Source organism: Thermostichus sp. MS-CIW-40 (assembly GCF_054058315.1).
The window spans coordinates 1-14,656 of record NZ_JBSSAC010000008.1 but is presented as its reverse complement, the minus strand read 5'-3'; the positions used below and the strand labels follow the sequence as shown (position 1 = coordinate 14,656).

The 14,656-nt window shown below is 57.2% G+C and carries 13 protein-coding genes; 11 read left to right on the top strand and 2 right to left on the bottom strand.

The genetic code is table 11. The features are described 5' to 3' along the window. Nucleotides 1–15: 15 nt before the first annotated feature. Both ACVWXF_RS04205 and ACVWXF_RS04200 read right to left on the bottom strand, forming a co-directional pair. On the bottom strand, nucleotides 16–657 hold the full coding sequence (locus ACVWXF_RS04205; RefSeq protein WP_414357695.1) for an ABC transporter permease: 642 nt from the start codon (nucleotides 655–657) through the stop codon (nucleotides 16–18). After that, nucleotides 654–1,445, bottom strand: a complete 792-nt coding sequence (locus ACVWXF_RS04200) for a hypothetical protein (RefSeq protein ID WP_457473714.1) — start codon at nucleotides 1,443–1,445, stop codon at nucleotides 654–656. Before ACVWXF_RS04200 ends, ACVWXF_RS04205 begins: the two co-directional genes overlap by 4 nt. 215 nt (nucleotides 1,446–1,660) lie before the next feature. Here ACVWXF_RS04200 and ACVWXF_RS04195 point away from each other — a divergent pair, with 215 nt between their 5' ends. The 11 genes from ACVWXF_RS04195 (at nucleotide 1,661) to ACVWXF_RS04145 (ending at nucleotide 14,553) form a co-directional block, all read left to right on the top strand. Further along, nucleotides 1,661–2,146: an ureidoglycolate lyase gene (locus ACVWXF_RS04195; RefSeq protein ID WP_011431703.1), complete on the top strand. Its 486-nt coding sequence runs from the start codon at nucleotides 1,661–1,663 to the stop codon at nucleotides 2,144–2,146. Between the two features lie 580 nt (nucleotides 2,147–2,726). Further along, nucleotides 2,727–2,873 (top strand): hypothetical protein, encoded by a 147-nt coding sequence (locus ACVWXF_RS04190; RefSeq protein ID WP_187147246.1) that lies wholly within the window; start codon nucleotides 2,727–2,729, stop codon nucleotides 2,871–2,873. Between the two features lie 16 nt (nucleotides 2,874–2,889). Next, the gene (locus ACVWXF_RS04185) at nucleotides 2,890–4,029 is read left to right on the top strand and encodes a CAP domain-containing protein (protein WP_414330507.1); all 1,140 of its coding nucleotides are present in this window, start codon (nucleotides 2,890–2,892) and stop codon (nucleotides 4,027–4,029) included. 192 nt (nucleotides 4,030–4,221) lie between these two features. After that, complete coding sequence (locus tag ACVWXF_RS04180) at nucleotides 4,222–5,769, top strand: ferredoxin--nitrite reductase (protein ID WP_457473713.1); 1,548 nt, start codon at nucleotides 4,222–4,224, stop codon at nucleotides 5,767–5,769. A 61-nt stretch (nucleotides 5,770–5,830) separates the two neighbouring features. Further along, nucleotides 5,831–7,153 (top strand): CmpA/NrtA family ABC transporter substrate-binding protein, encoded by a 1,323-nt coding sequence (locus ACVWXF_RS04175; protein WP_457473712.1) that lies wholly within the window; start codon nucleotides 5,831–5,833, stop codon nucleotides 7,151–7,153. Between the two features lie 145 nt (nucleotides 7,154–7,298). Beyond that, nucleotides 7,299–8,258 (top strand): nitrate ABC transporter permease, encoded by a 960-nt coding sequence (ntrB, locus tag ACVWXF_RS04170; RefSeq protein ID WP_457473711.1) that lies wholly within the window; start codon nucleotides 7,299–7,301, stop codon nucleotides 8,256–8,258. 72 nt (nucleotides 8,259–8,330) lie between these two features. Beyond that, entirely contained in the window at nucleotides 8,331–10,322 is a 1,992-nt protein-coding gene (locus ACVWXF_RS04165; protein ID WP_457473710.1) for a nitrate ABC transporter ATP-binding protein, read from the top strand. A gap of 38 nt (nucleotides 10,323–10,360) precedes the next feature. Further along, complete coding sequence (locus tag ACVWXF_RS04160) at nucleotides 10,361–11,203, top strand: ABC transporter ATP-binding protein (RefSeq protein WP_457473744.1); 843 nt, start codon at nucleotides 10,361–10,363, stop codon at nucleotides 11,201–11,203. Nucleotides 11,204–11,236: 33 nt separating this feature from the next. Then, the gene (locus tag ACVWXF_RS04155; protein WP_457473709.1) at nucleotides 11,237–11,818 is read left to right on the top strand and encodes a Uma2 family endonuclease; all 582 of its coding nucleotides are present in this window, start codon (nucleotides 11,237–11,239) and stop codon (nucleotides 11,816–11,818) included. An 86-nt stretch (nucleotides 11,819–11,904) separates the two neighbouring features. Continuing rightward, nucleotides 11,905–14,040, top strand: a complete 2,136-nt coding sequence (locus tag ACVWXF_RS04150; protein WP_457473743.1) for a molybdopterin oxidoreductase family protein — start codon at nucleotides 11,905–11,907, stop codon at nucleotides 14,038–14,040. 24 nt (nucleotides 14,041–14,064) lie between these two features. Further along, on the top strand, nucleotides 14,065–14,553 hold the full coding sequence (locus tag ACVWXF_RS04145; protein ID WP_457402830.1) for a nitrate reductase associated protein: 489 nt from the start codon (nucleotides 14,065–14,067) through the stop codon (nucleotides 14,551–14,553). Nucleotides 14,554–14,656: the final 103 nt, after the last annotated feature.

Here is a 14,656-nt window from a genome sequence, read left to right as displayed (position 1 = left end):
ATCCCTCACAGAACCTCAGGCTTGGGGAGGTTCCAAAGCCCGCTGCAGAGTGCCAAGGCCGATCTCGGCCGCAATAGCCAGAAGGGCCACTGGAACCGCCCCCACCAGCAAGATGGCGTTGTCATAGAGAGCAAACCCTAGGGTAATGAAAGTACCCAGCCCTCCTGCGCCGATAAACGCTGCTAGCGTAGCACTGGCAATCACCTCAATGGTAGCCGTTTTAACACCAGCCAAGATCACCGGTAGGGCCAAAGGGATCTCCACGTGCCGCAGTACCTGGGCAGGAGTCATGCCCATGCTCAGGGCAGCTTCCCGCAGGGCCGGCTCAAGGCTGCGGAAGGCCACATCCGTGCTGATCAGAATGGGGGGCAAAGCCAGGAGGGTTAGCGCGACGACTGCCGAACGGAAGCTAAGGCCAAAATAGGGGATGGCCAAAAACAAAATGGCCAAACTGGGGATCACCCGCAGGCTGCTAAACGCATTGATCACCACCAGGGAAAGCATCTGGGAGCGGGAGCTGAAAAAGCCCAGCGGCAAACCCAACAGCAGCCCCATTCCCAAAGGCACCGCCACCAGTTGCAGGTGTTGGACGAAAGCTTGAAACAGCATGTCGCTGTGGTTCTGGGCGTAGCTGAGGGAGCGGGCCAAAAGGCTCATTGCCAATCCGAGTTGCCGTCTGTATCCTGCCTATCTTCCCTAATGGTGTCTGGATCCCTGCTTGGGGCCTGGTTGGCTTCTCGCTCTTGCAAACGGCGGATTTGGGAGCGCACCTGCAGAGCAATCTGTAAAGCAGCCTCCAGGATACGACCCTGTTCGCTGGCCTGCTCGCTCACCTGTAGGGCCGTCAGCGCTGCCAAGTTATCGCCGAAGAACTCGCTCTGCTGCTCGATCAGGTCTTCGTTTTGCCGCAAGATCCGTTCGGTTTTCAAGGCACGGATGAGATCGGCCCGGGTCAGCTTCAGCGCTTCGATCACCTCAGCCCTCTGGGCCAGCTTCACCTCGGGGTTGCCCGCTTCCACCAACTGATCATTGACATGGATGGCCTGGATGATTCGGTTGTAGCGATCCACCTCCCCCAGCAAATTCAACAGCAGCGGCATGCGGCGGCTGCGGAAAATCCAATAGGCTTGGCCCAGAGCGGCAATGGCCGCCAGGATCCCCCATTCCACCAGCCAAGTGCCCCAAGTGGCCTGTAGGCCAGGGATCCAAATCCGCCCCACCAGAGTCAGCAGGGATCCCCCTGTCCAGAAGGTCAAGAAACGCAAGAACAAGTCCAGCGTCACCAGCAAGCGTAGGAGATCCCAGAAAGCGGAGAACTGGCGCAGGCGATCCTTAAAGCGACGAGCAGGCTGAGGCCGATACAACCAAGCCACCGGCACTTGAGAGAGGCTTTCAACTTGAGCTGGGGAGATGATCAGCTCTTGTAAGTCCCGCTGCATCGCCATTTGCTCTGCTGAGGCTGGGAAGTTTTCCCATTGTACTTGCGACCTTGAGCAGCTTGGGCTTGCTCAGGGATCCCTTCCCAGAAGGGAAGCTGCCTGGCCAAGTCTCGATAGAATGGGGTTCGCTGGGCTGTTTGCGTCTTCACGCCCTCGTGCTCACGTTGTAGGGCAACAGTGAGACACAAGACAGCTCGTCAAACGCAAAGGAGAAGAGCAGGGTGACCAGCCAATTGCGCCAACTGAAGGCCCATCTCGCTGAACCGGAAAACTTTGCCCCCTACGGACAGGTCATTTGCCCCACTCCCGATCACAAACCCTTCGACAGTCAAGATGCTCAGTTGTTCTTGAATCAAGGGCAGCCCCGCTTTTACATCATGCGCTTGCCTCGCCGCGGCCTCAAGTTTACTCAGATCACCCACCACATCCGCTGCACCCAGTGCCTGGGATCCCTGAATGGCAAGGAGTGGTTTATTGGTGTTGCACCCCCTGCCGATGAGCTGCACGTGGATCAGATTCAAGCCTTTCGGGTGCCTGGGGATCGCTTTATCAAACTGGAGATGGGTACCTGGCATGCCGGCCCCTATTTTGACCACGAAGAGTTCATCGATTTCTACAACTTGGAGCTGGCCGACACCAACATCACCGATCACGAAACCATAAACTTACTCCAAACCTACAACCTGGAGTTCCAGATCACCCCCTGACAAGCTTTTGGGGATTCCTTATCAATCGGGCAAAAAGCAGCATTGATCATTGATCACAGCAATCTTTCGCTTGAGCGCAAGAAGAGCATGCCTCTAACCCCCAAAACCCTGAACTTTGCTGAATTTACTGAGCTTTAGGCGGTTTGGCAAAAGTCATTGAGAGGGATATAGTAGACCAAGTTTCCCCCTGATCCTTGAGTCCACCGCAACGGTTGCCGGGAAGTGAAGGGGGAAAGCGCTCGGGGGGTATTCCTCAGGGCTTTGCGGGATACCGCCTTCCTGTTTGGACTCCGTCCCGCTGACGCGAACAGAGATAGGCAGGATGCGATCGCTTCTTTCCTGAACCATGTTCAGGAGAGTTCAGCGTGAATGTATCAGTTGTGGGGATCCGTACTCCACTATGGGTGGAGAGAAAAAGTGGGCTTGGATCCCAGTCCTGGTGGATGTAGCCGACTTGGGTGAGCGTTCCTTGACTTGGGCTTAAGTTATACCCTTGTCGCCATGGATCTTGGTGCTGTAACCCACCTGGCCAGGTGATAGAACAGGGTCAAACCCAGCAGCATTTGGGAGGTTTGTTGTCATGGCTACGTTGCAACCCAAAGTGACCCACCAGCTTTTGGCGGCCTTAGCCCTGTTTGCCTGTCTGGGCTTGTTGCCTGCTTGTGGCGAGAGCAGCAGCAGCACCGTCAGCCCCCCCAGCATCACCCCCACCCCCACCGGCTCATAATTCGGCTGGTTTTTGCATGCCCTTGCAGCGGTTGCCCAAGTTGGTTCAGCTTTGGGCTTTGAGGATCGCGGGGATCTTTTGTCTTTGTCTGCTGGCGGCCTGTGGAGGATCCCCTACCTCGATGGAGCCACCGCGGGCAGGGGAAGTGCCGATTGCCAGCTTCCTGTGCCGGTTGGATCGCCAGACCCGCAGCTTCACGGGGCCTATTTACGCCGAACAGCCCCAGGTTGCTACCTGCAACCCCGGTCGCCTTACGCCTGCAGCAGCCCAAAAGATGATGGATCGGCTGAACTTTCTGCGGCTGTTGCACCAGTTACCGCCGGTGAAGCTCAATCCTCAGTTCCTAGAAGCCGCCCAGCAAGCGGCCTTGATGCAGGTAGCCAATGGTACTCTCAGCCACCAGCCGCCCCCTTCTTGGCGCTGCTTTACCCCTGCTGGGGAGGCGGGATCCCGCTTCAGCAACCTGGCGGTTGGGCCCATCCTAGAGCTGAACGGCCCCGATCCAGGCCGGGTGTTGGCGCGGCAGGTGGACATCTATTTTGCCGAGCCAGGTCGAGAAAACTTTGTGGATGTGGGGCATCGCCGCTGGAACCTGTATCCTCAGTACGCCCAGGGGGCCTACGGCATTGTCTTTGACCCACGGGCTGGACGGGTGACCCAGGCCAACGCCAACTGGATCTTCGGTTTTGACGAGTCGGTGCCAGATCCAGAGTTCATCGCCTTCCCGGAGAAAGACGGCTACCTCTACCGCCTAGAAGGGTTTTCCGGCCAGCCCCTGTCTGCCTACCGCTGGTCTTTCTCGGTGCCCAGCCGTGGCGGCAAGGCTGATCTCAGCCAAGCCCAAGTCCGCATCACCGATGCCCTCAGCGGCGAGCCGGTGCCTGTTGGAGATCTCCGCGTGGGGGATCCCGCCTTTGGCCTGGAAACTTTGACCTACTCCGTGGGTTCGATCCAGCCCAATCGCAACTACACCTTCGAGATCAGCGGCATTCGCCTCAACGGTGGCCCCCCCCGCAGCTACCGCTACACCACCGCTCTCTACGACTGCGATCCCCAAACTTCCCAACGGCCCGCACCCCTCACCGAAGGGCTGGGGATCCCGCCCCGTCTGCTCTGGCAGATGGAGCCTTTCAACTCTTTCAACCCTCTCAACTAGCTTTTCCTCACCCCCAGCCCCTTTCCCAAAGGGGAAAGAGGGGTCTGCTGCTCCTGGAAGCCTGACTTTATGCATAAAGCGCACTTCGAGAATGACAAAACTGCATAACCTGTTACAAAGTGTAACTGCCAATACCAAAGTTAACGGTTCGTTATCGCTAGGGTAGCCAGTGTTCACCCCACGGCAGCGATCATGGCGAACCAATTTGAACGCCTCAAAAGCGAAAAGGATGGGCTGGCGGTCAAGGCCGAGCTGGAGGCGTTTGCCCGGATGGGTTGGGAGAACATTCCTGAAGACGACCGGGATCACCGCCTCAAGTGGCTGGGGATCTTCTTTCGCAAGCGCACCCCAGGTCAGTTCATGCTGCGGCTGCGCCTGCCCAATGGGATCCTAACCAGCGGCCAAATGCGCATGTTGGGCGCAATCATCCACCCCTATGGAGAACAGGGCGTAGCCGACATCACCACCCGGCAGAACCTGCAACTGCGGGGCATCCCCATCGAGGAAATGCCCCAAATCCTGGGCTACTTGAAGGAGGTGGGCCTGACCAGCATCCAGTCGGGCATGGACAACGTGCGCAACATCACGGGATCCCCTCTGGCTGGTATTGACCCGGATGAGCTGATCGACGTGCGCGGCCTCACTCGCAAGGTGCAGGACATGGTTACCAACAACGGCGAGGGCAACCCTTCCTTCAGCAACCTGCCGCGCAAGTTCAACATCGCCCTCTGCGGTTGTCGTGACAACTCCGTGCATGCGGAGATCAACGACCTGGCCTTTGTGCCCGCCTTCAAAAATGGCCGCCTGGGCTTCAACGTCCTGGTGGGCGGCTTTTTCTCTGCTCGCCGCTGCGCCGAGGCAATTGGCCTAGATGTCTGGGTGGATCCCCGCGATGTGGTTCCTCTGTGCGAGGCGGTGCTGCTGGTCTACCGGGATCACGGCCTGCGGGCCAACCGGCAAAAGGCGCGGTTGATGTGGCTCATTGACGAGTGGGGCCTAGAGAAGTTCCGGGCGGCTGTGGAGCGCCAGACTGGCCACCCTCTGCTCAGGGCAGCGGAAAAAGATGAGGTGGTCTGGCACAAGCGGGATCTGCTGGGGGTGCATGCCCAGAAGCAGCCGGGCCTCAACTTTGTCGGCCTGCATGTGCCGGTGGGGCGGCTCAACGCCCTGGAGATGATGGAGCTGGCCCGCTTGGCGGAGGTGTACGGCTCCGGGGAGCTGCGGCTGACGGTGGAGCAGAACGTGCTCATCCCCAATGTGCCCGACTCCCGAGTGGCCCCGCTCCTCAAAGAGCCGCTCTTGAAGAAGTTCTCCCCCAACCCAGGGCCCTTGCAGCGGGGGTTGGTGTCCTGTACGGGCAACCAGTTCTGCAACTTTGCCCTTATCGAGACCAAAAACCGGGCTGTGGCCTTGATGGAGGAGCTGGAGGCGGAGCTGGAGATCCCCCAAACGGTGCGCATCCACTGGACGGGCTGCCCCAACTCCTGCGGCCAACCCCAAGTAGCCGATATCGGCCTTATGGGCACCACTGCTCGCAAGGACGGCAGGGTGGTGGAGGCCGTGGACATCTACATGGGGGGAGAGGTGGGCAAAGACGCCAAGCTGGGCGAATGCGTGCGCAAAGGGATCCCTTGCGAAGACCTCAAGCCGGTCTTGGTGGAGCTGCTCATTGAACACTTTGGGGCCAGGCCGCGTCAGCATCCGTCCGCCGCCCAGGCTTCTGTTTTGGTAACCCGCTAGCGGTTCTGTTGCCGTCCTGAAAGTTTTTCTTTCTTCGTCGTTGTAAATCTTGGAGGTTTCGATGTCTAAGCTGTTCAGCACTTCCTCTCCCGTCTCCCGTCGGCAATTTTTGGCCGGGGTGGCTGCTCTCACGGCTGGGGCGGCCACGGCTGGGATCCCGCGCGCCCAATCGCAATCCTTGGGCAAAGGCTACTGGGTGGCGCAGGCCGATACTCCCGAAACCACCAGCGCCAAGCTGGGGTTCATCGCTCTAACCGACGCGGCCCCCCTGATCATCGCCAAAGAAAAAGGGTTCTTTGACAAGTACGGCATGAAAGACGTGGAGGTGGTCAAGCAGGCCTCTTGGGGCACCACCCGCGACAATTTGGTGCTGGGATCCGCCGCCGGCGGCATCGATGGGGCACACATCCTCACCCCCATGCCCTACCTCATCACCACCGGCAAAGTTACCGATGGCAAGCCGGTGCCTATGTACATTTTGGCCCGTCTCAATCTGGACGGTCAGGGCATCAGCATTTCCAACCAATATCGGGATTTGCAAATCGGCCTGGATAGTTCCCCCCTCAAGGCCAAGTTTGCCGAGGTCCGAGCTGCCGGCGGGGATCCCAAATGTGCGATGACCTTCCCCGGCGGTACCCACGACCTATGGATGCGCTACTGGCTGGCCGCAGGCGGGATCGATCCCACTAGCGACGTCTCCATCATTGTGGTGCCGCCGCCGCAGATGGTGGCCAATATGAAATCCAGAACCATGGAAGCCTTCTGTGTGGGCGAGCCTTGGAATGCCCAGCTGGTGAACCAAAAAGAGGGGTATACTGCCCTCACCACCGGCGAGCTGTGGAACGGCCACCCGGAAAAGGCCTTTGCCCTGCGGGCCGACTGGGTGGATGCGCACCCGAAAGCCACCCTTGCCCTGTTGAAAGCGGTGCTAGAAGCCCAGATCTGGTGCGACCAGATGGAAAACAAAGAGGAGATGTGTCGCATCATCGGCGACCGCCGCTGGCTGGGGGTGCCTGTGCCCGATATCTTGGGCCGTTCTCGGGGCACTTTTGACTACGGCACCGGCAAGGTCGTTGAAAACAGCCCCCACCTGATGAAGTTCTGGCAGGACTACGCTTCCTACCCCTTCAAGAGCCACGATCTCTGGTTCTTGACCGAAAACATCCGCTGGGGCTATCTACCTGCCGACACCGATACCAAAGCCTTGGTGGAGCGGGTGAATCGGGAAGAACTCTGGCGAGAAGCTGCCAAAGCCATTGGTCAGGGGGCAGCCATTCCCCCCAGCACCTCTCGAGGAGTGGAAACCTTCTTCGACGGGGTGCAGTTCGATCCCGAAAATCCTGCCGCCTACCTGGAGAAATTGGCGATTAAGAAGCTGGCCTAATTTCCCAACTTTCCCCAGCAAGTTAGCTGCAAACCCTCTGTCCAGGAGAGAAGGGATCCCCGAATCCCCACAAAGAGTGTTCAACTGAAACCCCTTCTCTCTTGGGATCCTCTTAAGTTGACTTCAACCTTACTCCCAGCAAGCCATGAGGATTTTCCACTCTGCCCTACAGTTGGGCTACCACCTCTTTCGGATCCTGCTTCCTCTATTGGTTAACCTAGGCCACTGGCTGCTGAAAACCGGCCAAGGTTCTGTTCTTCAGTCCAGTACCGGAATCGGTTCCCCCGCCAGTTCTGCACCTTCTTCTGCTTGGCGGCAAAGAGTCCAAATCCACAAAGCGCTGCGTCGCATTCTGTTGCCCGCTACGGCCATTTTGCTCGTCCTGATTCTCTGGCAAATCATTTACAGCCGCCCCGGAGCCAACTTGCCCACCCCTCTCCAGGTTTGGCAGGACACCTGGGATCCCCTCATTAAAGATCCCTTTTTTGACTATGGCGGCAATGCCAAAGGGCTGTTCTGGCAAATTTGGGCCAGCTTGCGGCGGGTGTTCATTGGGTTTGCCCTGGCCGGCTTGGTGGGGGTTGTGGGCGGCATGATCATCGGGGTCAATCGCTGGCTGTACGAGGCTTTGGATCCCATTTTTCAGGTGTTGCGCACGGTGCCGCCTTTGGCCTGGCTGCCGATTTCTTTGGCTGCCTTTCGAGATGCCAACCCTTCCGCCATTTTTGTAATCTTCATTACGGCCCTCTGGCCCATTTTGATCAACACTGTTGTCGGCGTACAGCAGATCCCTCAGGACTACCGCAACGTGGCCAGAATTGTGCGCATGTCCGGCTGGAAGTACTTTTTCAAAATCGTTTTCCCGGCAACTGTGCCCTACATTTTTACCGGCTTGCGCATTGGGGTGGGCTTGTCTTGGCTGGCCATTGTGGCAGCGGAAATGTTGATTGGCGGTGTGGGCATCGGGTTCTTCATCTGGGATGCCTGGAATAGCTCCCGCATCAGCGAAATCATTCTGGCTTTGATCTATGTTGGGATGGTGGGTCTTCTGCTGGATCGCATCACGGCTTGGATTGGCTCGCTGGTGGTGGCTGAGGATCACTAAATGAGCTTGGCCGAGTTTTAGATTGGTTGCTGACAATTTCTCCATGCTCTCAGAAATCATCTCAGGGGAATCATGAAGACTCAGCCTTACATTGAAGTGGATCATGTCGACAAGGAATTTCTCCTCGACAACGGAGAGGTCTATCCTGTCCTGAAAGACATCCACCTGGAGATCCAAAAAGGGGAATTTGTCTCGCTAATTGGCCACTCCGGCTGTGGCAAATCGACCCTACTCAACATCATTGCTGGCCTGGAAAAGCCTTCCCGCGGAGGCATTCTCCTGGAGGGCCGACAGGTTACAGATCCCGGCCCAGATCGCATGGTGGTGTTTCAGAACTATTCCCTGCTGCCCTGGCTGACGGTGCGGGAGAACATTGCCCTGGCCGTGGACGAGGTGCTGGGATCCCTTCCCAAAGCAGAGCGAAGCCGGATTGTGGAAGAGCACATCCGCCAGGTGGGGTTGCAGGGGGCAGCCGACAAGCGACCGGCCCATCTGTCAGGAGGGATGAAACAGCGGGTAGCCATTGCCCGGGCTTTGGCCATCCGTCCGCGGGTGCTGCTGTTGGATGAGCCCTTTGGCGCTCTGGATGCCTTGACGCGCGGCAACCTGCAGGAGCAACTGATGGAGATTGCCCAGGCGGAGCAGCTCACCTGTGTCATGGTTACCCACGATGTGGATGAGGCGCTGCTGCTTTCGGATCGGGTGGTAATGATGACCAATGGCCCGGAGGCCCGCATTGGCCAGATTTTGCGGATCCCTTTTCCTCGGCCCCGCCATCGTTTGGAAGTGGTGCGTCACCCCGACTACTACAGCCTGCGGGGAGAGATGATCTACTTTCTCAACCAGCAAAAGCGGGCTCGCCAAAAAACGCCTGTTCGCGTGGCCATTGCCAAACACGGCCTGGAGAAGGTCAATTTGGAGGTTGGCTTTGTGCCCCTCAACGACTGCGCCCCGCTGGTGGTGGCGCAGGAAAAAGGCCTGTTTCAAAAGCATGGCCTGGAGCAGGTCACCCTGGTGCGGGAGCCAGGCTGGAAGACCATCTGGGAAGGGATCCGCTCCGGTCGGCTGGACGCGGCCATGGTGGTGGCCGGGATCCCGTTGGCTTCCACGTTGGGGGTGGGGGGAGTTCCGGTGCCTTTGATTACCGCGCTAACCCTCTCCCGCGGCGGCAACGCCATTACCTTTGGGCGCAGACTTTGCCTGCAGGGTGTTCTCAGTCCCTGGGATCTGCGCCAACACCTCCGGCAAACTCCTGACGTGGTTCATACCCTAGGGGCGGTGCACCCGGCCTCAATGCAAAACTTCTTGCTGCGCCATTGGCTGGCTAGCGCGGGGGTGGATCCGGATCGGGATGTCACGTTAACCGTGATCCCGCCGCCGCAAATGGTGGCCCACCTCAAGGCCGGCAACATCGATGGCTACTGCGTGGGCGAGCCCTGGAACTCCCGCGCCGTGCGGGAACAGGTGGGGGTTATCGTCGCCACCACCCCTGAAATCTTACCCAGCCACATTGAAAAAGTGCTGACAGTGCGCCAGGATTGGGCGCAAAACTACCCCCGTACCCATGTAGCTCTGGTCAAGGCACTACTGGAGGCTTGTCACTACTGCGATCAGCCGCAGCACCGTTCTGAGATCTTGGAGTGGCTGGCTCAGCCCCAGTATGTGGGCGTGGCCCTGGAGGATCTGCAGCCGGGGTGGACGGGTATTCTGCAGCGGGGAATTGCCGATGAATCCCAAGCCCTCACCGGTTTTCACCAGTTTGCCAACGGGCGCAACACCTGTCCGGAAAGATTGGAACACCTCTGGATCCTGACGCAGATGGCTCGCTGGGGACTCTGCGCTTTTCCCCGCAATTGGGTTTCGGTTCTCGACCAAGTTCTGGACAGCGAAACCTACGCCCTAGCCGCCAGAGAACTGGGCCTGCCGGATCGGGCCCACGACCGCGGAGCTTTACTCTTTGGCGATGGATCCCGCTTTGACGGAGAGGATCCCGTTGCTTACCTGGAGTCGGTGGCCATCCGGCAGGATCTGAAGCTGCAGGAGTACCAGCTCAGCGAAGTTTAGCTTTTGTTACCTTAAACTCTCGATTGGAAAACACCATGATGACCAGCTCCCGCACGTTCTCCTCACCGCTATCTTCTGCTTCTCCGGTTGCAGGACTGCCCCTTCTTTGTCTTCAGAATGTGGGCAAGACCTACTTCACCTCAGCAGGGCCCTTCGTTGCGCTGGAAAATATCAATCTGGAAGTGGCCGCCGGTGAGTTTGTTTGCATTATCGGCCACTCGGGTTGTGGCAAATCCACCTTGATCAACATGGTGGCTGGGTTTTCCACCCCCACTTCGGGATCCATCGCCCTCAAGGGCCAGCCCATCACTTCCCCAGGGCCGGATCGGATGATGGTGTTTCAACATTATTCCCTTTTGCCCTGGCTAACGGCTTTTGAAAATGTTTATCTGGTGGTGGATCAGGTTTACCCAAACAAATCCCGGCGGGAGAAAAGGGAAATCGTTGAAGAACACCTAGAATTGGTAGGTTTGGCGGAAGCAGCCCACAAGCGGCCCAAGCAGCTTTCTGGAGGCATGAAGCAAAGGGTAGCCATTGCCCGTGCTCTTGCCGTTCGTCCGCAAGTTTTGCTCTTGGATGAGCCTTTTGGGGCCTTGGATGCCATTACCAAGGAAGATCTACAAGATGAGCTGCTGGCCATTTGGCGGGATCACCGCTGCACAGTTTTGATGATTACCCACGACATCGACGAGGCTCTCTACTTGTCAGACCGTGTGGTGATGATGACCAACGGCCCCGCTGCCCATATCGGCGAGATCTTGACCATTCCCTTCGAGCGACCGCGCATCCGCTCCCGCATTATGGAAATGCCCGAGTTCTACGAATTGCGTAACCGCGCCCTTGACTTCCTCTATCGTCGCTTTGCCCATAGGGAGGATTAAGCTAGGAATCAAAACGCTTGGGGAGGGAAGTTGATGGCCGCTGCTCCGGTTCAGGTAGCTCCAACCGATCTCCCAATGGAGAAGCGGGTCTCTACCCTGCCCAAAACCCTTGCCGACTATCTGGCCAATCCGGTTGCCCAAACCAAATGGGTAGATGGCTACATTGTGGAGAAAGTGGGGCAAACTTTAGGGGATGCAAAGCTCCAAACCCGACTTCTCTTCCGTTGGGCCGGTTATGTCGAACATCAGCAATTGGGAGGCATGGTTTTGGTGGAGGCTCCCTGCCAAACGACAGGCAAAGTCAGAAGACCTGATGTTGCCTACCTGTCTCCAGATTTAATCCAGCAATTTGGAGAGGATATTGCCACTTTGCCGCAGAGCTATCCCCTCACTGGAGAGATCCTCTCCCCAACCGACTCTGGAGAGGACATTTTCTTGAAAGCCCAGGAGTATCTCAGCTCCGGTGCGCTGGAAGTCTGGCTGGTTTTTCCCAAAAGCAAATTTATTTTTATCCAGACTCAGGATCGCCACCTTTGGCTAACCGAACAAGAGACTGCCAAAAGCCAGGTTGTATTGCCCGGATTTGAGATCCAAGTGGCCGATCTCCTCGGCTAAGAGATCCTTAACCTGATGGCCTATCGGGATCCAAAATGCAAGACACTCATCCATCCTGACAGGGATCCCAACTCATGGTGACCGCGATGGAGTCGGAAAAAGCTGTCATCAAAACCCTATGTCCCTACTGCGGCGTAGGGTGTGGATTGGAGGCGGTTTCGACAGCCTCAGGTGACTGGAAAATGAGAGGCGACCGGGATCATCCTTCCAGCTTGGGGATGGTCTGTGTAAAGGGGGCTACGGTTCTGGAGGCAGTTGGTCGAGATCGGCTGCTCTCTCCCCTGTTTCGGGAGAGCTTGGATCAGCCCTTTCGCCGCATTTCTTGGGATCAGGCTTTTGAGGAGATGGTTTCTCGGCTGCGCCGCCTCAAAGACAATCCCCACTCCATAGCCATGTATGGATCGGGGCAGTTGCTCACTGAAGACTATTACGTTGCTCAAAAGCTCATTAAGGGCTGCCTGGGCACCAATAATTTTGACACCAACTCGCGCCTGTGCATGTCCTCAGCCGTCTCGGCCTACACCCAATCCCTGGGATCCGATGGCCCCCCCTGCTGCTACGAGGATCTCGATCTCTGCAATCTGGCTTTTCTGGTGGGCACCAACACCGCCGAGTGCCACCCCATTCTTTTTAATCGCCTGAAGAAGCGGCACAAGCCCGGATCCCCCCTCAAAATGGTGGTCGTGGATCCCCGGCGCACTCAGACAGCAGAAGCTGCCGATCTCCACTTAAAAATTCGCCCCGGTACGGATATCGATCTTTTCAATGGGATTGCCCATTTGTTGTTAAAGTGGGGATCAATGGCTACCGATTTTATCGAGGGCTGCACCCAAGGTTTTGCCGAATATGCAGCTTTGCTGGCCGATTATGAACCGCAGATTGTGGCCCAGCGCTGTGGAATTGCCACCGAGGATTTGATCGAAGCAGCCAAGCTTTGGCAGGGATCCCAAAGGGTTCTCTCCCTTTGGTCGATGGGCCTAAACCAGTCCAGCGAGGGCACCGCCAAGATCACCAGCCTAATCAATCTCCATCTCCTAACTGGGCAAATTGGCCGACCGGGGACCGGCCCCTTTTCCTTGACCGGCCAGCCCAATGCCATGGGCGGTCGAGAGGCAGGGGGGTTATCTCATCTGCTGCCGGGATATCGGCTGGTGAGCCATCCCCAGCATCGGGCAGAGGTGGAGCAGGCTTGGGGTTTGCCCAGCGGTTCCCTCTCTCCCTGCCCAGGGCTGAGGGCCACCGAGATGATTGCCGCTCTGGAGACGGGATCCCTGCAGTTCTTTTGGATTGTGGCCACTAATCCTTTGGTGAGCTTTCCGGATCTGGAACGGGTCAAAAAAGCCCTGAAAAAGTCTCCCTTTACTGTTTACCAAGAGGCTTATTACCCTACGGAAACGGCAGAATATGCCCATTTGCTTTTGCCTGCCTGTCAGTGGAGCGAGAAAACCGGGGTGATGACCAACTCCGAGCGCAGGGTTACCCTTTGTCAAGCCTTTCGAGACCCCCCTGGCGAAGCCCGACCCGATTGGGAGATCTTTGCTGAAGTGGGGCGCAGGTTGGGCTTTGAAGCGCAATTTTTCTTCCAAACCGCGGCAGAGGTTTATGCAGAATTTGCCGCCCTTACCGCAAATCGCCTCTGCGATCACTCCGGCCTCAGCCATGCCCTTTTGGCAGAACAAGGCCCTCAGCAATGGCCTTATCCCAAAGAAAGAACCTCGGCCCCTAAGTCCACTCGCCTCTACACAGATTGGCGTTTCCCGACCCCCGATGGCCGCGCCCGCTTTATCCCCCACCATTCCCGTGGCCTAGCAGAGCCGCCGGATCCCCAGTTTCCCTACGTATTAACCACGGGCAGGCTTTACGGCCATTGGCACACCCAAACCCGCACCGGCAGGATTGAAAAAATCAAGCAAATGCACCCCCAACCCTTTATTGAAATCCATCCTCGCGATGCGGAAAAACTGGGCATCCAAGATGGAGATTGGGTTCAAGTGCGTTCTGCCCGCGGACGGGCCTATTTCCCGGCCAAGATAACTGCCAACATTGCTCCCGGTACGCTATTTGTACCCATGCACTGGGGATCCCTCTGGGCAGAACAAGCCGAGTGTAATGCCCTTACCCATGACATCAGTTGTCCCGATTCCGGCCAGCCGGAATTAAAAGCCTGTGCCGTTGCTCTTGAGAAAGCCGACCCACCGCTCAAGCAATCCCCTCAACTCTAGATTTGGTTCCTAATCGAGGTTCCCATGACTCTGTTTCAGTTTGAGCAAGATTTTGCCGACTCTCTGCGATGCATCCCCATGACCTTGCGCCTAAAGCTGGATTTGTGCGGGATCAAGCTCAAGCTCCATCAATGGGCCAAGTTTTCCCTAGAAGAGCGGCGGAAGTGTGTTGATTGGCCCTCTGAATCTCCACAGGATCTAGAAGAACTCCGCAACCATCTGCGCCATTTGGTTCGCTCCATCTGCCACGAAGAGGTGCAAGAGATTCCCATTGATCCCCAGCCTGAATGGCAAAATCCCAACCAGATCCCAATGGCTGTCCAACAAAAAGCTCAAGACCTGGGGATCCGGCTTGCCCTCGATTTCTGGAGAAACTTGCACGATATCCAGAGATTTGCCTTGCTGAAGTTGAGCCGATCCCATCACGAAAACAAAAATTTCTTGCCCGCTCTGCGAGAGTTTGGCCTGAAGATGGCGAGGGATGGTGATTGCAGTTACTCTGAATCTATTTGAGAGAGATAGTCTGATACATTTACGCTGAACACTGCTGAACATCACTGTTCAACTATGCAGCGATAGCATTCTGTTTGTTTCCAAACAGAATGGCGGTATCCCG